Source organism: Clostridium gasigenes, assembly GCF_017348895.1.
Classification (GTDB): domain Bacteria; phylum Bacillota; class Clostridia; order Clostridiales; family Clostridiaceae; genus Clostridium; species Clostridium gasigenes.
Window position 1 is genome coordinate 3377935 of record NZ_CP071376.1, and the last position, 22280, is coordinate 3400214.

A 22280-nucleotide genomic window follows, 5' to 3' on the forward strand; every position below is an offset into this window, starting at 1 on the left:
ATTTTTGTATTTTATTTGTTTGCGCAGTAAATTGTTGGTAATGCAGCATATACAGCAGCACATTTTACTAAATCAGCTTTCCAAGTTTTTTCATTTGGAGCATGTGCTTCTTCTTCTTTACCAGGTCCAAATCCTATACATGGAATTCCGTATCTACCCATTATTGATACTCCATTAGTTGAGAATGTCCATTTATCAACTAGAGGAGTTCCATACATACCTTCATATGATTCAACCATAGCTTTAGTTGCTGGTGCATCTTCTGGAAGTACCCAAGTTGGGAAATAACATTCTGTTGGATATACAAGACCCGTCCAACTTGGTCTTTCATATTCATACATAGTTACTTTTGCATTATATTTTTTAGCAAATGGAAGATTTCTTACTTCTTCTAATGCTGATTCAAAAGTTTCTCCATCAGTTAATCTACGGTCTAATGAAATTGCACACATATCTGCTACTGCACAACGAGATGGTGAATTATAGAATATTTCTGACACTGTTACAGTTCCTTTTCCTAAGAATGCATCATAATGTAACTTGTCATTTAATGTTCTAACTTCTTGCAAAATATCACTCATTTTATAAATTGCATTGTCTCCACGTTCTGGAGCTGATCCATGACAAGATACTCCCTTAACTTCAACCCTTATTTCCATACGGCCACGGTGCCCTCTGTAAATGTTTCCATTAGTTGGCTCAGTTATTACAACAAATTCCGGTTTTATCTTACTTTCATTATGGATATATTGCCAGCATACGCCATCACAATCTTCTTCTTGTACAGTACCTGTTACTAAAACTGTGTACTTATCAGATAAAAGATCTAAGTCTTTCATAATTTTTGCTCCATATGTTGCAGAAACTATTCCACCTAATTGATCTGAAGATCCACGTCCGCCTATTTCTTCTTCATTTTCATATCCCTTATAAGGATCAAATGTCCAGTTACTTAATTCCCCAATACCTACAGTATCTATATGAGCATCATAAGCAATTAAAGTTTTTCCATTACCCATATATCCTAAAACATTACCCATAGGATCAATTTCAACTTTATCAAATCCAAGCATTTTCATTTCTTGTGATATTCTTTTTACCACCAATTCTTCATTAGCACTTTCTCCTGGAATAGCAATTAGATCCCTCAAAAACTTTGTCATTTGTGTTTCGTACCCTTTTGCTTTTAACTTGATATCTTCAACGTTCATATTTATTCCTCCCTTTTGTATAGTAAATAATAGTTTGTCCCTCATCCCATAAAATTTATTTATAGTAATGACTTAATTGAGTACTTAACTAGCTATATTCTTACTCATATATTTAAATAGCAATTACCGTGCCAAAAAATACATTGTTTTTTTTATTGTTTTTATTTAAAATACATACCTACCCTCAATTAGCCAAATAATTTAAACTGCTTTTTCTCCCTTAAATTAAAAAAAATATCATTTTGATAATTTTTTATCAAAATGATAATTTCTTAAATTGGTTTTATTGGTAAAATTTAACCTAATAAAGATAAATTTATCATTTTGATAAATTTTCTTTTACTATTCTATTTTTCTATAAAGAGTAGCTATTCCTATTCCTAATTTTTTTGATGCTTTTATTTTACCCTCTGTAGAATTTCCATACTTATCCAAAGCTTTTTTTATATATCTTCTTTCAATCTCTTTTAACTCAATTATGTCATCATCAGGATATACTTCTTCACTTTTATTTTTAATTTCCTCAGTATAACTTTGTACAAATGATATTGGTAACATTGATTTCTCAATTACTCCATTTTCTCCTGATAAACTCACCAAAAATTCCACTAAATTTTCTAATTCTCTTATATTACCTGGCCAGCTATATACTTTAAATATTTCTATTAATTCTTTATCTATAGTATGTATATATTTATTGCACCTTAAATTATATTTTTCTACTAACATTTTAGTTAGTAGTACCACATCATCTCCTCTTTCTCTTAAACTCGGAACTTCCATAGGAATTATATTTAGCCTATAATATAAATCTGCCCTAAATTTCCCTTCATTAACTAGTTTCTTTAAATTCTTATTAGTAGCTGCTATTACCCTTATATTTAGATTTATTAATTTATTAGAACCTATTTTTACAATTGTTCTTTCTTGTAATACTCTTAAAATCTTAACCTGAAGGTATAAAGGCATATCACCGATTTCATCTAAGAAAATAACTCCATTATTAGCAAGTTCAAATTTCCCTATTCGCCCACCTGCACTAGCTCCTGAAAATGCTCCATTAACATATCCAAAAAGTTCACTTTCTAATAGATTTTCTGGAATAGCTCCACAGTTTATAGCTATAAACGGCATATTTTTTCTATTTCCTTCTGAATGTATTGCCCTAGCTACTAACTCTTTTCCGGTACCACTTTCCCCTGTAATTAAGGTTGTAGCGTCAGCATATGAAATTTTCTTTATTCTATTTTTTAAATCCACTAAAAGCTGTGCTTGTCCAACTATTGAATCACAGTTTATATTATTTTTTTTCCCATCTTCTTCAACATTAACTAATTCCTTAAAAATAATTATTTTATTACATTCTTTATTATTAATATAATTATTTACTACTTTTCCTATAATTTTAAATTCTTTATTATCAATACTAAAATTATATATGTATCCTTTAGGCGTATATTCATCAGTTTCATATATACTAATTTTACAACCTAAAACATTTGGCTTTAACTTAAATAATTTTAAGGCTCGATTATTTATATTTATAATTTTATATTCTCTATCTACAGTTATTACGCCATCATCTATTGAGTTTATTATTTCTTTGAAAAATTTAATGCTATTTTCATTTTCTAATATTTGATTTTGCTCTATTAACTTAATCGAAATAAATTCAGCTATTTGTTCTAAGAATTTAATCATAATAGTTAAATTACTTTTCAAACTCTCTTTTTGACTTTCAGTAGAACACACAAGACCTATTACCCCAAATGTAGTTTCTCCATATTTAATAGGTACACATATTTCCATAAGTTCAATACAATTACCTCTTTTTTTACATTCAGCACATAATATATCTTGTCCTGGATCTTCTATTACTAAAGTTTCTCCTGTATCTAAAGCTTTTTTATATACGTACCCTTGATCCGTTATATTTTCTCCAATCCGCCCTTCATAAATCCCAGTTCCAGCAATTCTTATTAAGTTATTATCAACTATTTCCACGTCTACCCTTAACAAATCTGATAATAATACCGCATATTTATTTATTACTACTTTTATATCAGCAAAATTAATCTTCATCCTCATTATCCCCATTTCCCCTATAATATTTTTAACTATATCTTTATTTTTTGCTTAGTATATATGGAATTTTTTTAAAACTAATCAGTACTATTCTTATGAATTTTAACTTGTTATTTTACTTCAGTTCCCTATATAGTGTTATATAATCTATATTACCATATAATACTATTTTACGACTAATTAATTATTAGTTTCTTTTAAACAATAATTTTTTTAAAAACAAGTATTTATATATATCCCTAACTAAAAATATATATTAAACCCTTATTATTCTAATACTGTTAGCTCTGATAAGATTTCCACAGAAAGAAATAAAATTAAAAAGGTACAACCTTCAATCTTATAATTGAAGGTTGTACCTACTAATAGTTAAACCTATAAATAATAATATAACTAAAAATTCCATATTAAACTTTTGCCATTTATTAAAGTTACCCTAATCTTTGACTTTAGGTTTTAAGTAATATATGCCTATTTTTTACTCTTATATACAGTATGAAGTAACGAATGGCTAATTATACTATTAGGTTCACCCAAGAATTCTTCATATAACTTTTTAATCATTGGATTTTCATGTGATTTTCTTACTTCATTACTTGAATCCTCATTATAGATAGCATTTATTCTTTTCTTTAAAACTTCTCTATTTGACTTTATTAAAGGTTGCCCACCACCGTTAACGCACCCACCAGGACATGCCATAACTTCTATAAAATCATATTTGCATTTTCCTAATCTTATTTCTTCCATAACTTCTCTTGCTTTTGCTAAAGAACTAATAGCTGCAACATTTATATCTCTTCCATTTATATTTACAGTAGCTTCTTTAATGTTATCTAATCCTCTAAGCATTTTAAAGTCTATAGTATCTAAAGTACTTTCTGTTAAAACTTCATAAGCTGTTCTAAGAGCAGCCTCCATTACCCCACCACTACTGCCAAAAATAACAGCAGCACCTGTTGATTCTCCAAAAGGAGTATCAAACTCTTCATCCTTTATATTATTAAAATCTATTCCAGCTTCTTTTATCATCTTAGCTAGCTCCCGTGTAGTAATAACTATATCTACATCCCTAATCCCATTATTATTCATTTCTTCTCTCTTAGCTTCATATTTTTTTGCTATACAGGGCATTATTGAAACTACTACTAAATTCTCTTTCTTTACTTTTAGATATTTAGGTAAATATTCCTTAGCTATTGAACCAAACATTTGGTGTGGGGATTTACAAGTTGATAATAAATTTATGCTTTCTTCATAATTTTGCTCTACAAAGTTTATCCAAGCTGGGCAACAACTTGTTAAAAGTGGCATATTTTCACCACTCTTAAATCTATTAACAAACTCATTAGACTCTTCCATTATAGTTAAATCTGCTGCAAAATTTGTATCATATACAGCATTAAATCCTAATGACTTTAGTGCACTAACAATTTTTTTTGTTGTAATAGAGCCTGGAGGCAGTCCGAATTCTTCTCCTAATGCAACTCTTACAGCTGGTGCAATTTGAACAACCACACATTTATTTTCATCTTCAAGCAATGGCCATATTTCAGAGTAATTTTCAACTTCCATTAATGCTCCAGTAGGACAAACCGCAACACATTGTCCGCAATAAGTACATGCAGTATCAGTTATTGGCCTATTAAAAGAATTAGAAATATATGTTTTAATTCCTCTATTTATAGGCGTTAGTATATTTATATTTTGAACATCACTGCAAGCTGTTACACACCTTCTGCATAAAATACATTTATTCATATCTCTAACCATTGACCAAGATGAATTATCTATTTTGCAACTTATATTTTCTCCATGAAACCTATTTCTATTTACTCCAAGCTCTGCTGCAAGAGTTTGAAGTTCACAATTTAAATTTTTCTTGCATTTTAAGCAATCATTTGGGTGAGTTGAAAGTAATAGCTCCACAATAGTTTTTCTTGCTCTTATAACTCTAGTAGAGTTAGTCTTTATAACCATCCCCTCTGTTACATCAACAGCGCAGGCCGCTTGCAAAGGTCTTCTTCCGTTAACCTCAACAACACATACTCTACAACTGCCCTTGCAATTCCTGCTTTTCCCATCTATCATATGCATATGACAAAGAGTTGGAATATTAACACTTATTTTTTTAGCTGCTTCTAATATTGTACTTCCATTTTCAACTTCTAATTTTCTATTATTAATTGTGATATTAACCATATTCCCACCTCCATTTTATTTAATTATTATTGCTTTTACTGGGCATTGATTTAAACATAATCCACACTTAATACATTTACTGCTATCTAATATATGTCTTTCTTTTAATCTCCCAGTAATACATTTCTGTGGGCAATTTCTAGCACATTTAGTACAACCTATGCACTTATCTGTAATTTCATAAGATAAAAGTTGTTTGCATACTCCAGCTCTGCAATGTTTATCCTCTATATGAGACTTATATTCATCCATAAAGTATTTCATAGTACTTAGTACTGGGTTAGGAGCTGAATCACCTAATCCACAAAGGGCAGTTTCTTTAATAACTTCACATAATTCTTTTATATTATTAAGATCATCATTAGTTCCTTCACCAGCTGTTATTTTATTTAATAATTCTAATATCTTTTTTGTTCCTATTCTACAAGGTGTACATTTCCCACATGATTCATCCACAATAAAATCCAAATAAAACTTTGCAATATCAACCATACAGTTTTCTTCATCAATTACTATCATTCCACCAGATCCCATCATTGAACCTATTTCTATTAAAGTATCATATTCAATTGGTATATCAATTAACGAAGCTGGAATACATCCTCCTGAAGGACCTCCTGTTTGAACGCCCTTAAGCTTTTTATTATCTTTTACTCCCCCACCAATATCATAAATAATTTCTTTTAAAGATATACCCATAGGAACTTCTACAAGACCCACATTATTTATTTTTCCTGCAAGAGAGAAAATTTTTGTTCCAGGTGATTTTTCTGTTCCTATAGATTTATACCATTTAGCACCATTATTAATAATAGAGGTAACATTAGCAAACGTTTCCACATTATTGACACATGTTGGTTTATTCCAAAGACCTATTTCACAAGCTCTTGGAGGTTTTAGTGTTGGTTCACCCCTAAGACCCTGTACTGATTGTATAAGTGCCGTTTCCTCACCACAAACAAAGGCCCCTGCTCCATATTTTATTTTTATATTAAAATTAAATCCCGTACCTAAAATATTCTCCCCAAGCAACCCCATATAATTAGCTTGTCTTATGGCTATCTCTAACCTTAAAATAGCTAATGGATATTCTGCCCTTATATATATATATCCACTATCTGAACCAATAGCATAAGCACAAATAGCCATTGCTTCAAGCACACTATGAGGATCACCTTCTAATATAGACCTGTCCATAAAAGCCCCTGGATCACCTTCATCTGCATTACATATAACATATTTTTTATCACTGTGATTTTTCAATGTAGCTCCCCATTTTATTCCAGTTGGGAAACCTCCACCACCTCTTCCTCTAAGACCAGAATCTGTAATTTCTTGTATTACCTCTTCTTTAGTCATTTCTGTAAGAACCTTTCCAAGAGCCATATAACCGCCTGAACCTATTGTTTCTTCAATATTTTCTGGGTTAATAATCCCACAATTTCTTAAAGCTATCCTTTTTTGTCTTTTATAAAATGGAATTTCATCTCTAGTTTCTGCTAATTTTTTAGTTTCAGGATTTTTATATAGTAATCTATCTATAATTTCTCCTTTTATAATATGCTTATTTATAATTTCTTCTGCATCTTCCTTAGTTACTTTTATATAGAATGTTTTATCAGGCAATATTTGAACAATTGGTCCTTGAGCACAAAATCCAAAACAACCAGTCATAACTACTTTTACTCTTTGCTCAAGATTTTTTTCCACTATTGCACTATTTAAGGCATCAATTATTTCATCCGAATTAGAAGCTTTGCACCCTGTACCTCCACATATCATAATATGCTTTTCATCTTCAACTATATTTTGACTACTAGTATATTGATTTTTTCTCATTAAAATTGTGTCTTCATATTTACTTTTCAATAATAATAGACTTTTGTAATCATATATTCTCTCCATTTGAATCATTACTCCTTAAATTGATTTAAAACTTTTTCTATTTCACTTGAATCAAATTTACCATATATTTTATTATTAATAGTAACTACGGGAGCCAATCCACATGCACCTACACAACGCAGCGTATCTAATGTATATAATCCATCCTCAGTAGTTTCCCCTTCATTAATATTAAGTCGTTCTTTAAATTTTTCTAATATATCTTTAGAACCTCTAATAAAACAAGCAGTACCTGTACATACACTAATTACATATTTACCTTTTGGCTCAATTGTAAAATATGAATAGAAAGTTATTACTCCATAGATCTTAGAAATAGGTATATTAAGTTTATTAGATATAAATTGTTGAACTTCCTCACCTAGGTATCCATAAATTTCTTGGGCTTTATGGAGAACTGCAATTAAGCAACCTTCACTATTTTTTTGTTGATTTATATACTCATCAAGAACTTTAAATTTTAAATAATCACTACATTTAGAACACAATTTACACACCTTCCCTTTAATTTAGTTATCATGCTATTTTTTATTTATTTTATTATTCCTTAGTTTTCGTAAATACTTATTTAAGCTACATCTTCATGAATATTTGTATTATTTGAAGAACTTTTAATTTCAGTCCAGTTTAATACAATATTAAGAATTATAGCAGTAACACTTCCTGAAACTATTCCACTTTCGAATAGTATTTTAAACATTTGAGGCATTTGTCCAAATATTCCAGGAACAACTGCAACACCAAGGCCAACAGCTATAGAGCATGCTGCAACTAACAAATTATTATTATTAGAAAAATCTACTGTTGATAAAGTTCTTATACCTGCGATTGCAACAGTCCCAAACATTACTATCATAGCTCCACCAAGTACAGGAGCTGGGATAATTATTGCAAGAGATGCAAACTTAGGAAAGAATGAAAGTATCATTAACATATATCCAGCAGCAATAACTACAAATTTACTCTTAACGCCAGTTAAAGAAATAACTCCAACATTTTGTGAAAAAGTAGTGTACGGGAATGTATTAAAAATACCACCAATAACTTGAGCTAGACCCTCAGCTCTAAGTCCTTTTACAATATCCTTTTCTTTTATATCTTTTCCAACAATATTGCCAGTAGCAAAGAAAACTCCTGTGGATTCTATCATACTTACTAAAGATACAAGACACATTGTTATAATTGCACTTAAAACAAAGGTTGGTTTTCCAAAAGTAAATGGTATTGCAGAAAACTTGAAGAATGAAGCATTACTAACACTAGAAAAATCTAACATGCCCAATATATATGCTAGTATAGTACCTGCTACAATTCCAATAAGTATTGATATGGCTTGCATAAATCCATTAGAGAATTTATTTATTAAAATGATCACAATAATTACAAAAAGTGCTATGGCTAAATTTTTAGGATTTCCAAAGTTTGGTGATCCAATCCCACCGGCAGCATTATTTATAGCAACTGGTATTAGTGAAAGACCTATTAGAGTTATAACAGAACCAACTACAACAGTTGGAAAAAATTTCAAAAGTTTACCAAACAATGGAGAAATTATAAGAACAAATAACCCACCACAGATTATTGATCCATATACTGCTCCTATTCCAAAATCCTTTCCAATTATAATCATAGGGCCTACGGCCGTAAAAGAACAACCTAGTACAACTGGAAGTTTAATACCTGCAAACTTACCAATACCTATAACTTGAATTAGAGTTGAGAGTCCACATACAAATAAATCTATAGAAATAATAGTAGCAATTTGTTCACTTGTTAAGCCTAAAGACTTACCTACTATTAATGGCACCATTACAGCACCAGCATACATAGCTAGTATGTGTTGCAGTCCTAGTGGTATAAGTTTTTTAATTGGTAATTTTTCATTTAATGCATCATTTTGTTTAATCATAGATAATGCCCCCTAATATACTTTGTGATTTCACATAAATTTTTAGCACTTGTGATTACCTAATCTAACTAATTTTATAATTTCTTTTCCATATTTTCTTCTTCATTAACAACTATTGAATTTACCTCATCTTTAGGTAAAATTAAATTTAAGGTTATAGCAACTATTGTTGTTACAACTATTGAAGATTTCCCAAAGATTGATATAAACCACCCTGGGAATAATGCAAGCGCATCAGGAACTTGAACTATACCTACTCCTAAAGCAATTGATAATCCTACAATTGCTGTATTCCTAGCGGTAAGTTTAGTTGATGAAATCATCTTAACCCCAGTCATTGTAATAGCTGCAAATACTGATATTGTTGCTCCTCCAAGTACACATTGAGGAATACTTGTTAATATTGATGCAAACTTAGGCACTAATCCCGATATTATAATAACTACTGAAGCAAAGGTAAATACACTTCTACTTATAACTTTATTCATAGTTACTATACCAACATTTTGACTAAATGTTGCAGTTGGCATACATCCAAAGAAAGAACCCATTATACTACTAATTCCATTACCAATTACTCCTCCTGAAAGTTCTTTATCTGTAGGAACTCTGTTCATTGCACCACCTGTAGTAGCTGACATATCTCCTATTGCTTGAACAGAATTTACAATATGCATTATAACCATAGATATAATTGCTGTGGCATTAAAACTCATTCCAAAATGCATAAATTTTGGTGTTTGTATCCACCCTGCCGCTTGGACATCTGTAAAAGAAACCATTCCAAGACATAAGGCAACTACATAACCAACAATAATTCCTACTAATATAGATGCAAGCTTTAATTTTCCATTAGTAAAATAATTTAAATATATTACTACTCCTAAAGTTACAAATGCAACTAACCAATTTTTAGGTGATCCAAAAGTTGGATTTCCAACTCCACCAGCTACATAGTTAATAGCAACTGAATACAAAGATAATCCTATTGAAAATATAACTGTCCCGGTTACAATTAACGGGAATAATTTCACTAATTTTTTAACAAATATCCCAAATATAATAGCAACTATTCCACCAACTACTTGTGCCCCAAAAATTGTTGAAATACTAAATTCACCAGCTATTGCCGTTAATGTTGGTACATATGCAAAACTTACACCCATAATTATAGGTAGTCTTGATCCAATACCCCTAAAGATAGGAAAAAGTTGAATTAAAGTTGCTATTCCTGCAAAAAATAAAGATGATTGAACAAGTAAAATTTTATCTTGTGGGCTTAATCCTGATACACCTGCCACTATTATAGCGGGAGTAACACATCCAATAATCATAGCTACAACATGTTGTAGCCCTAACGGAACTATTTCTTTTAATGTTGGTTTACCCTCAAATTTAAAAAGCAAAGATTTTTGTTTTGATTCCATAAAAAATTCCTCCTCATATTGGAATTTATATCCTTTTATACGTTTACAATAATTCCTACTGATACTCTAATAAGCAATATTTATGCCAATGTAACTCATTGAAAATGGTATTTTTATCTATTTTGTCTTAACAATTAATAATTAAGAATCTTTTATATACTATAAAAAGGCAAGAAATATCAAAATGATAATTATTTATCATTTTGATATTTCTTGCCTTCTCCTTATACTACCTTACTGTATCTTTATTTAAGTATTAATTTACATCTCAAATTTATCATTTTAATAATTAACTTAAATAATTTAGTCTTCTATATAATTAATCTTTGTAAAATAAATAATAAGTCAGAATTAATTTTACATTTTCTTCTTATTGTTATCGTAGATATTTTCAAAAAAATAACTCTTCATAATTTATTTTATGAAGAGTTATACTACTAAATTTTTATTGTATTTTTACTTTCATTCATTAATTGAACAATTAAATACATATTTCCAACATCACCAACAAGTAATTTTTCATTTAGCCCATAGAAATCAAGGCATGTCCCACAACTTAGAATATTAACACCTTTTTCTTTCATAGACGTTAAGCTATCAATTACCTTTGAGCCTTGGCATGTTAACTTCGCTCCACTGTTTATAAAAATAAGATTTTCAGGAAGAATAACACTTTCAGATAATGAATAAATATAAGACTTCATTAGTAATTCCCCTAAATTTGAATCTCCATTACCTAACAAATTTGATGCAACTACAATTGTTAAATCCTTTGACTTATTATTCCCCGTCTCAATTTTTTCTTCAATAAATTCAACTGCAGGTTGTGGAGTTGAAAGACCTCTACAATTAATATTTTTCATACTACACCTCATCTTTTTATTTATTTTATGGCTCTTTAATCATTTATTTAGAGATATCTAATACTTCTACTGAATAATATTAATCCCATATTTTTTCGAATCTCTCATTTAATTTATAATGAAAGCTAGAACTTTCACCATTTTCATCTGTTATAGTAACTAATGCAGCTTTTTCCCCTTTACTTATTCTATCATATATTTTAATCAATACAATGTCTTCCATTTAAAATACTCTTTCCGCCTCACTCCATTTCTTGTCAAATAATTATAAACCCTTTATATTTTTCATTATTAATACAGCTTCCAATACTCCTCCACCAATGCTTCTTGCCTTGTCTGAAATAGTATTATAATTTTCAAGTTCCTTTAATCTCGGATCTATATCCCCTATTTTAAGCCCTTTACATACATCTGTTCCATCTTTTATAATTCCCCTTAGAATTCCACTAATAGTTGCTAAAACATTTTCTTCACCTATAAGAGCTATTACTTGACCCTTTTCAACTATGTCTCCTATATTGCTAATGTTTTTTATTACACCATCATTATTACTATATATTACTCTTTCCTTTGAATATCCACCTATTTCTCCCGGTACGCCTGTGTTTTCTATTGCACTTCCTTCAAATATTAACTTACCTAAATTATGACCTCTCATAGTTTCAATAACAATATCAACATCTTTTCCAGCATTAAAACCAGGCCCTAAAGCAATTGTAATTGGGGCCATTTTTTTACATGTTCCCATATTCTTTTTAGCAAGTATTGCATCAATAACTATATTCGGTTTAATTTTATTTATTAGCTCCCCGCTGCTATCTACGGCAATAGGTATAATTTTATTATCCCAATTCTTATTTATCTCATATTCATTTTTAGCTAAAGATGCCTTTATTCCTTCAACTGTAGTATTACCATTATATACCGCATCGCTAAAGGCAACATTTCTTCTTATAGCTGTAGGTTTATCAATTTCTAAAACTAAAACCTTAAATCCGCTTCTATAAAGTTTTTGAATTGTACCTGTTGCTATATCCCCTCCGCCTCTTACAACTATTATATCTTCCATCATATAAACTCAACTCCTAATATTTATGTATTTTAAATTTCTAGTAAACTATTATAATCTTCCTTAGTGTCAATGTCCCAAAGAATAAACTCATTTTTCACACTAATAAGTTTTACATAGGAATTATTTTCTTTTATAATATTTCTGCCCCCTACATCACCTTCTAGTTCTAGAAGTTTCTCTTTAAAATTTTCTGAAAATATTGTAGGAGTGCCTCTTTTATTATTGTAATTTGGTACTATAATACAATCTTTATTATTATTAAATTCCTTCAATAGTAAATTTATAGTTTCAACATCAATAAGTGGCTGATCTCCTGTAAAAAAAGCATATCCATCTGATTTTGGAGAATTATTTATTCCAAGGTTAATAGATTTACTTTGTCCAAGCTGCCATTCATTATTATAAATAGCTCTAATATTTCTATCCTTACATATTTTAAGAACTTCTTCATTATTATATACAACTAAAATGCTTTTAAAATCACAACTAGTTACTTTATCCAAGACATTTTCTATTATAGTTTTACCTTTATATGATAATAAAAGTTTATTTTTCCCCATTCTTTTACTTTGTCCAGAAGCCATTATTATAGCACTTACCATTATTGACCTCCCTTAAGAGTCTCCACATAAATAACTAGTTATTTTAGAATCTCAAATTTCATATTTTTTAAACTTCCAAATATAATCTTATCTATGATGTTATTTTTTTCATTACTCTCTTTAATACTTTTTAATAAAAATAAAGAATCTTTATATTCCTTATAACTATCAATTTTATTAATAAATAATATTTTTTCACCTTTAGCCCTTTTAAATAATCCATCTTTATTAAATATTACAGATAAAATATTTTCTTCATTAACTTCTTCACCTGGCTTAGTATTAGTAATTTTATTAAACTCTTTTAACCTATGCACATTACACTCATTAATTTCTTTACCTAAAATATCTATGCTAATTATACCAATAGTTTTATTAGTTTTATTACAAACTATTGGTTCATTAGGGTTCCACCCTTTTATAGATTTCCGCTTCGAACCATCAGCTTCAATAATACTATAGTCAAAATATTTAAATTCAGCTTCTAAATCTTCTGGTTTAACCCCAACTAATTTATTATCATCATTAATAAAAGTTCCATAAGCATATATTCCTTTTAAACAAGAATTTTTAAACTTATTAAAACTTTCATTTCCTAAAGCTAAAAAATCAACTTCATCCTTTTTTGGCTTATATATTTTAGTAGTTGTGGTTACTAAAACCTTATTTTCATCTTTAAGTTCTTTTGCTAATAAATACATTAGAGTAGTTTTCCCCCCTGATCCAATTATAGAAATTATAGAACCCACCCTTAGCTCTAAAACTTTATTTAACTCCATAAAATATCACTTCTTCTCTATATTTTTTTCTAAATTATAAAATATTAATCTCTAATAATTAAATTTATTTTCCATATATTTTTAGATAGATGAAATAGGGATATTATATTAATTAATATCCCTATTGTATATTATCTATACCAATGTAGACTCAACTAAATCTGAATTTAAAATAGATTTTTTAGTAGCGTTAAATATCTTTTGATACCCTGTACAACGGCACAAATTACCTGATATTTCTCTTTTTATTTCTTCATCAGTATACTTTTCTCCACTATCAACTAACGCTGTAGTAGTAAGTACAAATCCTGGTGTGCAAAAACCACATTGTACTGCCCCTTCATCTATATACGCTTGTTGAACATTAGAAAGTTTACCATTCTTCTCTAACCCTTCTACTGTTACAATGTTTTTTCCATCTGCCCAAACTGCCATATATATACAAGAATCAATAGGTGTTCCATCAATTAAAACTGTGCACGCCCCACATTCTCCAGCACAACAACCAAATTTTACCCCTGTAAATTGTAATCTATTTCTTAAAACCTCTAATAATGATTCTCTAATATCTACTTCTAATACATAGGATTTATTATTTACATTTATAGAAATCTTTTTCATGTTATCTATGCTCATCTTACTGTACATCCCCTTTGTTTATAATTTCTTTAATAGCTCGTACTGTTAACACCTTTATAAGATGTTCTCTAAAATCTTTTGATGCCCTCCATGAATTTCTAGCTTTTGTAGATTTCATTGTTTCTTTTGCTATAGCTTCTATATTTTCTTCATTTATTTCTATTCCTTTAGCATAATTTTCTGATTCTATGCATCTTATAGGCGTTGGTGCCGCTACTCCTAATGCAATCCTTAAATCCTTAAATTTATTATCTTCTTCTATTAAAACCACAGCTACTCCTATCATTGCAATATCCATAGCTTTTCTATTACTAAATTTTATATAATGACCCTTTGTATTTTCATAGCTTTTCTTTTCTATTATTATTTTAGTTAAAATCTCATCCTTTTTTAAATCAACTTTTCCTGGTCCTAAATAAAATTCATTTATTGGTATAATTCTTTCACCATTACTATTTTGTAGCTTTAATTTAGCATTTAATGCGTATAATGTTGAAGCACTATCTGCTGAAACCGCACCATTACATATATTGCCTCCAATAGTTGCCATATTTCTTACTTGTGGGCCACCCATTGATACTGCTGCTTCCCCTAAAATACTAATATTATCTGTAATTATTTGATTTCTGAATATTTTCCTAAAAGAAGTCATAGCTCCTATTTCTATATCTTTATTTTCTAAAATCTTAATTTCATCTAAACCTTCTATTTTTCTTAAGCTTATAAGTTCTACATTTTCAATACTTCTGTGATGTAATCTTATTAGCACATCTGTGCCTCCAGCTATAATCTTTAAAGAAGTATTTTTATTTAACATATCCAAGGCTTCATTAAGAGTTTCTGGTTCTACTATTCCTTTTATATCAAACATTCTCTTTCTCTCCTTCATACACGAGTCCAGATTCTTTAATTTTTTCAAATACTGATTGTGGATTCATTGGAATTTTATTAAATCCTATTCCTATTGCATCTAGCACTGCATTTCTTATTGCTGGCGCTGGTGATACTGTTGTATTTTCTCCAAGAGATTTTTGTCCAAAACTTCCTGCTGGTTCATACTTTTCAATAAAGGCTGAATTAATAGTAGGTGTATCCATTATAGTTTGCAACTTATAATCTAAAAGATTGTCATTTAATAATCTTCCTGTTTTTTCATCGAAAAGCATTTGTTCTGATAATGCATATCCAAGTCCCATACTTACTCCACCATCAACTTGACCCTCAGCTAGCTTATGATTCATAATAATACCAGAATCATGAACGTTATATATTTCTAAAACCTCTATTTCCCCTGTTTTTATATCAACTTCAACCTCTGTAAATGTAACTCCATATGCTATTGCATTCATTCTAACATTTACAGATGTATCACTAGTAATAGGACAACATTTTATTCTATCATAATAAGATTCCATTGCTATATCTTCTAAAGAACAAATTCTTCTCCCTAACCTCTTTTCGATAATTTCACAGTTTACAATATCTAGTTCATCTTTATTTAAACCACAATTATTACTTGCAAATGTAAGAACCTTATCTCTTACTTCCATTGCTGCTTTTTTCACAACTGCTCCTGCTACAAATGTTTGTCTTGATGCATAAGATCCAGTATCAAAAGGTGTTATATCTGTGTCATGTGTCGCTATAACATGTACCATGTCTATAGGTAAACCTATACATTCAGCTGCCATTTGACCGAATACTGTATCACTACCCTGTCCTATTTCTGTAGCACCAATTTGTAATTGAATAGATCCATCTTGATTCATTACTATTCTTGCCCCTGCGGTCTCAAGTGCAACCGGATGTGTCCCACTAAAATAACTAAAGCAAGCCATTCCAACTCCTCTTCTTTTATCCCCATTTTGATTTTTATATTTTTTCTTTTTTTCATCCCATTTTATTAGTTCCTTACCTTTATCTATACATTCTGGCAGAACAAATGACCTTACTACATTTTTGCTTAATGGGTCTACATAGCCCTCTTTTACTAAGTTTGCTTTTCTAAATTCTATTGGATCAATATTAAGTTCTCTTGCTATATCATCTAAATGACTTTCTAAAGCAAAGCACATTTGTGGTGCTCCATATCCTCTCATAGCTCCTGCAACTGGTAAGTTTGTATATACCGTTGTAGGTGAGTATTTTATTGAATTAAAATTATATAACGGTCTAAATTTCCCACCTGCGCTCATAGCTACTGAATGACCATGAGATGCATAAGCTCCATTATTAACTAAATTCTCAATATCTAATCCTAATAACTTTCCATCTTTAGAAACTGCGGTATTAAATTTTATTTTCATTCCATGCCTAGTTCTTGTATCTATAAAGCACTCTTCTCTACTTAATGCATATCTTACTGGTTTACCATGAACTGCCAGTGTCATAGCTGCAACCAAAGGTTCTATTACAACATCTTGCTTATTTCCAAACCCTCCGCCAACACAAGGCTTTATTACTCTAATATTTCCCCAGGACATTCCCAGAGCTTGACCTACAATTCTTCTTACTATATGGGGAATTTGTGTTGATGATATAATAACTATTCTTCCATTACTATCTACATAAGAATATGCAGTATGATTTTCCATATGGCAATGTTGAACTATGCTAGTTTCATAAACTCCTTTAAATATCTTGTGAGCATTTTTCATATCATCTTCAACTTTTCCAGTTTCTGATCCAAATGTACTTAAAATATTATTAGGTCTTTCTTCATGTATTATTGGTGCATCTTCTTTTATTGCATCTTCTGCCTTTAATATATGTGGTAAGACCTCATATTCTACTTCAATTAATTTAAGTGCTTTCTCTGCTATTAATTCATCACTTGCAACTACTGCTGCAATAGCATCTCCAACAAATCTTGCTTTATCAGTTAAAATTAATCTATCATCAATATCCCTATGACTTGGATCTAATGACCATGGATGTCCTGCTGTTGCAAACTTTATTTTAGGTAAATCCTTATAAGTTATTACAGCTTCCACTCCTTCTAAAGCTAACGCCTTAGTAGTATCAATATTTTTTACTATAGCATGTGCATAAGGGCTTCTTAGAACTTTTCCTATTAGCATATCCCGTTCAAAAAAATCATCTGTGTACTTTGCCTTGCCGGTTACCTTTTCAACTCCATCAAGTCTATTTACATTTTTACCAACTACTTCAAATGTCATTTTGCACCTCCATCATATTTTCACTAACCCACCCTTTAAGATTATTAAAAATCTTATTTACTATTTTAAACCATAATTGTATATTTGTATATTCTATATTTACATTTCATAAATAATATACGATATTTTCATTAAATTCAATACTCCACATAAGGCATAGTAAATTTAATAAAGGGGCTATCTATTAAAATCATTAATAGATAGCCCCTTTATTTATATTTTACTTATTTAACTATATTTTTACACAAATAAATCCATTAAATCTTTATTTGAAAGGGTAGAAAGTATATTTGCCCCTTCATATCCACCACTCATTACATTATTTATTAAATCCTTTTTTTCTTCTTGAAGGTTTATTATTCTTTCTTCTATGGTTCCTTGTGCAATAAGTTTTATTACCTCTACCACCTTTTTTTGTCCTATTCTATGTGCTCTATCGCTAGCCTGTTCTTCAATAGCTGGGTTCCACCAGGGATCAAAATGTATAACTATATCTGCTGATGTAAGGTTTAGACCTGTTCCTCCCGCTTTAAGTGATATTAAAAACACCTTTGCTTTTTCACTATTATTAAATTCTTCTACTAGTTCTAATCTTTTGGAAGATTTAGTCTTTCCATCTAAATATGAATATTCTATATTGTTTTTTTCTAGTTCATCTCCTATAACTGATAGTACTGATGTAAACTGTGAAAATAAAAGTATTTTATGATTATTTTCTATTGCATCTTTTATAATTTCTAATGATGCTTCTAATTTACCATTTCCACCTTTATAACCCTCTATTAAAAGTGATGGTTCTAAACATAATTGTCTTAGCTTTGTTAAATATGAGAATATAGTAATTTTATCTCCCTCAAAGCTTTCATCTTCCATTTTTTCTTTTATATCTTTTACAAAAGCGCTATAAACCTTTTTCTGCTCTTTTGTAAGATCTATATAATGTTTCTTTTCTATTTTTTCTGGAAGTTCTTTTATAACATCCTTTTTAAGCCTTCTAAGCATAAATGGTTTTATATATTTTTGAAGTTGCTTAGATCCTTCTTCCTTATCTATGAATCTTTTTTTAAACTCTGAATTATTATATAAATATTCTGGCATAACAAAATCAAATATGCTCCAAATATCTATTAAATTATTTTCTATAGGTGTTCCTGTCAAAGCAAATTTTACCTTTGCTTTGATCTCTTTAATTTTTTTTGTACTTTGAGCAAGTGGATTTTTAATATTTTGTGCCTCATCTATTATACAATGATCAAAGATTATATTTTTATAACTCTCTTCATCATTTCTTAATGTTCCATAGGTTGTTAATAGCACATCATACTCTATATATTTTTTTATTATCTCGTCTCTTTCCTCTTTGTTTCCATGAACTATTGCAATTTTAAGAGTTGGTGCAAATTTTTCAAACTCATTTTTCCAATTATATATAAGAGAAGTTGGTGCAACTATTAATGTTTTCTTCCCTTTTTCTGAAAGTATAAAAGAAATTGCTTGTAATGTTTTTCCAAGTCCCATTTCATCTGCAAGGACTCCTCCAAAACCAAGATAGCTTAAATTTTTAAACCACTTAAAACCATCAACTTGATATTCTCTAAGTGTCGCATTTAAATCTTTTGGAAGCTCATAGGATATATCATTTATATTTTCTAGCTTCTTCACTGTATCTTTTATTACTTTTGATCCTTTAATAAATTCTAAATTTTTTCTATTTACAAATTCATTTAACAATACACTTCTATTTTTATGTAATCTTATGTTATTAATTTCTTTTTCATTTGATACTATTTTATCCATCATACCTAAAAGTTCGTTAAGCTTATCATCTTCTAAATTTATAAAACTATTATCCTTTAATTTATGAAATCTTTTTTTATTTCTAAATGAAGATAATATATTTTTATATTCCTTTGGATTAATATCTTCTATATTAAAAGAGAAATCTAAATACCCATTATCATTTTCTTTTATATCTGCTTTTATTGAAGGTGTTTTATATATTTTTCTACTTTTAAATCTTTCAGAATAATATACTTCTCCATATTTATCTAGCTCTTTATATCCTTCTGTTAATAAATTATATAATTCTTCTTCATCTCCATTAAAAACAAATTTTTTATTTTGTATTGATATATTTAGATTTTCTATAGTTCTTAGTACTTCTGTTTCTTTCTTTTTATCTCTTATTATTATTTTATCTTTATTTTCATTCTCATTTTCTATTAATAATAGTTCCTCTTGGCCATATTTTAACTTCACATCTAGAGTTATCGTTTTTCTATTTTCATCAAAATAAAAGGATACCTCTAAATCATTTTTTTCTACTGCTTTTAAGGAATTATCATATTCTATTTTTTTACTTGTATTTTCTAACATAGGAATAAGATCATTAAAAATTCTATTTACGTTTTCCTTTTTAAATAAAACTTTTCTTCTGTCCTCTATGTTGTTTGAAATTATTTTCAAATTATCTATTTGGTTTTTACAAGGTAGATAGATGTTATCATTATAAATAAAAACATCCTTTTTAAGACTAAGCGGAACTATATCAGTAGTTAATAGCTCTAGGGAATATTTTTCTTCTGAATCTACAGAAATTTTCAAATCTAAAGGTAAGTCTTCCTTTAATATTCCCACTTCTTTTCCTTCAAAATGTATTTTTTTATGACTAACAATTTCTAGAAACCTTCTTAAACTACTTATCGATAATTTTAATTGTTTTGAACTCCCGCTATCAAAACCATAGCTCTGCTCTGTAAGTAATCCCTTAGTAATAATAAAATCTTCAATAAATTCTACTATATTCTCATCCTTTTCTTCAAAATCATTAATATTTGAATCATAGATAAAATCTTTTCCATACTGAAGAGGAGTATTATTAATCCTTGCTAAAGTAAAATCCCTTAAATTTTTAAGAACATACATTTTCTTATTACCTATCTTAAAATCTACTTCAAAATACTCTAAATTTCGTTGTGCTTTTTTATGTAAGTTAACTTCTAGTTTTACGTTCTCTTTTTGTCTATATAATGCTTCAATATCATTTAAAAGTTTCTCACCTGTTTTTTCTAAATATTCACTACTATTATTAAGTTCTATTTCCTTTTTTAAATTTCCCATAAAAACATGGTACATTGCGGCTATATGATTACACATATATGTTCCGCTCCAATCATTATTTTTACGGTAATCTAAACAATCACATTCTGTATCAATTACTCTTCCACTATCTATATCAACAGAAAAATCTGCATCATAAGAAGATCTTTTATTATCTGATAAAACAGATGCACTTATACTAAGTCCATTTATATTCATAAAATTATCTAAATCACTAATCTGCATTTCTACAACATTGGCCTTACTATAAATGACTTCTGATTTCTTTAAATTTTTACTAGTAACATTTTTATTTAACTTCTCAATTAATTCTTTAATATTCAATCCTTCACCTCATGTTTTTTACTATGTAGTTTTCTACAATTATATACTATAAATTAGCTTTATATTACATAATAAAAAAAACAAACGCACTAGAAGTATCCTTTCTAGTGCATTTGTTTAAACATATCTAATATATATTACTTTTTTACATAGTTTTCAATATACGTTTTAAGAATTCTTTTGTACGTTCTTCAGTTGGATTATTGAATATTTGCTCTGGAGGTCCTTGCTCTACGATAACTCCTTTATCCATAAACACCACACGATCAGCTACTTCCCTCGCAAATTCCATTTCATGGGTTACTATTAACATAGTAAGACCAGTTTTTGCAAGTTCCTTCATAACCTTAAGAACTTCTCCTACCATTTCAGGATCAAGTGCTGATGTTGGTTCATCGAACAACATAACATCCGGTTCCATTGAAAGGGCTCTTGCAATAGCCACACGTTGTTTTTGCCCACCTGATAATTGTTTTGGCTTTGCATTAACATATTGCTTCATTCCAACAACATCTAAATATTTCATAGCTACTTTTTCAGCATCTTCTTTAGAACGTTTTAATACTTTCATTTGCCCAACAGCGCAATTACTTAAAACATTATGATTATTAAACAAATTAAATTGTTGGAATACCATTCCTAATTTTCTACGGTATTCATAAATATCATGTTTATCATCTAAAATATTTTCTCCATTATAAATAATTTCACCACCACTTGGTTTTTCTAGAAGATTAACACAACGAAGAAGAGTTGACTTCCCAGATCCTGATGAACCGATTATACATACTACTTCTCCCTTTTCTACTGAAAAATCAATATCTTTTAATACTTCATGGGTACCAAAGGATTTACTTAAATGTTGAATATCAATTACTTTTTCCATATTTCCCCCTTATCGGCATAAGCGATATTGAAAAACCCCTTATGTTTATTCCAATTATTATTTTAAAATTCTACATA

At 29.2% G+C, this 22280-nt stretch carries 17 protein-coding genes; all 17 read right to left on the reverse strand.

Translation table 11 applies throughout. The features are described 5' to 3' along the window. Window positions 1–11 precede the first annotated feature (11 nt). Window positions 12–1211 (reverse strand): YgeY family selenium metabolism-linked hydrolase, encoded by a 1200-nt coding sequence (locus J1C67_RS15815; protein ID WP_167865151.1) that lies wholly within the window; start codon window positions 1209–1211, stop codon window positions 12–14. Between the two features lie 342 nt (window positions 1212–1553). Beyond that, on the reverse strand, window positions 1554–3293 hold the full coding sequence (locus tag J1C67_RS15820; RefSeq protein WP_167865152.1) for a sigma 54-interacting transcriptional regulator: 1740 nt from the start codon (window positions 3291–3293) through the stop codon (window positions 1554–1556). Window positions 3294–3767: 474 nt separating this feature from the next. Beyond that, window positions 3768–5498, reverse strand: a complete 1731-nt coding sequence (locus tag J1C67_RS15825) for an NADH-dependent [FeFe] hydrogenase, group A6 (protein ID WP_167865153.1) — start codon at window positions 5496–5498, stop codon at window positions 3768–3770. 15 nt (window positions 5499–5513) lie between these two features. After that, window positions 5514–7403, reverse strand: a complete 1890-nt coding sequence (locus J1C67_RS15830; RefSeq protein WP_167865154.1) for an NADH-quinone oxidoreductase subunit NuoF — start codon at window positions 7401–7403, stop codon at window positions 5514–5516. Window positions 7404–7411: 8 nt separating this feature from the next. Next, the gene (locus J1C67_RS15835; RefSeq protein WP_167865155.1) at window positions 7412–7891 is read right to left on the reverse strand and encodes an NADH-quinone oxidoreductase subunit NuoE family protein; all 480 of its coding nucleotides are present in this window, start codon (window positions 7889–7891) and stop codon (window positions 7412–7414) included. 80 nt (window positions 7892–7971) lie between these two features. Beyond that, the gene (locus tag J1C67_RS15840; protein WP_167865156.1) at window positions 7972–9312 is read right to left on the reverse strand and encodes a nucleobase:cation symporter-2 family protein; all 1341 of its coding nucleotides are present in this window, start codon (window positions 9310–9312) and stop codon (window positions 7972–7974) included. Window positions 9313–9386: 74 nt separating this feature from the next. Beyond that, window positions 9387–10739 carry a uracil-xanthine permease family protein gene (locus tag J1C67_RS15845; protein WP_167865157.1) on the reverse strand — a complete coding sequence of 451 codons (1353 nt, stop codon included), beginning with the start codon at window positions 10737–10739 and terminating at the stop codon, window positions 9387–9389. A 437-nt stretch (window positions 10740–11176) separates the two neighbouring features. Further along, window positions 11177–11602, reverse strand: coding sequence for a sulfurtransferase-like selenium metabolism protein YedF (gene yedF / locus J1C67_RS15850; protein ID WP_167865158.1), 426 nt, complete (start codon window positions 11600–11602; stop codon window positions 11177–11179). A gap of 79 nt (window positions 11603–11681) precedes the next feature. After that, window positions 11682–11825 carry a hypothetical protein gene (locus tag J1C67_RS15855; RefSeq protein ID WP_167865159.1) on the reverse strand — a complete coding sequence of 48 codons (144 nt, stop codon included), beginning with the start codon at window positions 11823–11825 and terminating at the stop codon, window positions 11682–11684. A 42-nt stretch (window positions 11826–11867) separates the two neighbouring features. Beyond that, a complete protein-coding gene (gene yqeB, locus J1C67_RS15860; RefSeq protein WP_167865160.1) occupies window positions 11868–12674 on the reverse strand; it encodes a selenium-dependent molybdenum cofactor biosynthesis protein YqeB in 807 nt (268 codons plus the stop codon). 29 nt (window positions 12675–12703) lie between these two features. Further along, window positions 12704–13276, reverse strand: a complete 573-nt coding sequence (mocA, locus tag J1C67_RS15865; protein WP_167865161.1) for a molybdenum cofactor cytidylyltransferase — start codon at window positions 13274–13276, stop codon at window positions 12704–12706. A 38-nt stretch (window positions 13277–13314) separates the two neighbouring features. Continuing rightward, a complete protein-coding gene (yqeC, locus tag J1C67_RS15870; protein WP_167865162.1) occupies window positions 13315–14055 on the reverse strand; it encodes a selenium cofactor biosynthesis protein YqeC in 741 nt (246 codons plus the stop codon). A gap of 135 nt (window positions 14056–14190) precedes the next feature. Next, a complete protein-coding gene (xdhC, locus tag J1C67_RS15875) occupies window positions 14191–14691 on the reverse strand; it encodes a xanthine dehydrogenase subunit XdhC (protein WP_167865163.1) in 501 nt (166 codons plus the stop codon). A 1-nt stretch (window position 14692) separates the two neighbouring features. After that, window positions 14693–15565, reverse strand: coding sequence for a xanthine dehydrogenase FAD-binding subunit XdhB (xdhB, locus tag J1C67_RS15880; RefSeq protein WP_167865164.1), 873 nt, complete (start codon window positions 15563–15565; stop codon window positions 14693–14695). Then, window positions 15558–17873, reverse strand: coding sequence for a xanthine dehydrogenase molybdenum-binding subunit XdhA (xdhA, locus tag J1C67_RS15885; RefSeq protein ID WP_167865165.1), 2316 nt, complete (start codon window positions 17871–17873; stop codon window positions 15558–15560). Before xdhA ends, xdhB begins: the two co-directional genes overlap by 8 nt. A 240-nt stretch (window positions 17874–18113) precedes the next feature. Continuing rightward, window positions 18114–21317, reverse strand: a complete 3204-nt coding sequence (locus tag J1C67_RS15890; protein ID WP_167865166.1) for a DEAD/DEAH box helicase — start codon at window positions 21315–21317, stop codon at window positions 18114–18116. A 145-nt stretch (window positions 21318–21462) separates the two neighbouring features. Then, a complete protein-coding gene (locus tag J1C67_RS15895; protein WP_089966271.1) occupies window positions 21463–22203 on the reverse strand; it encodes an amino acid ABC transporter ATP-binding protein in 741 nt (246 codons plus the stop codon). Between the last annotated feature and the right edge of the window lie 77 nt (window positions 22204–22280).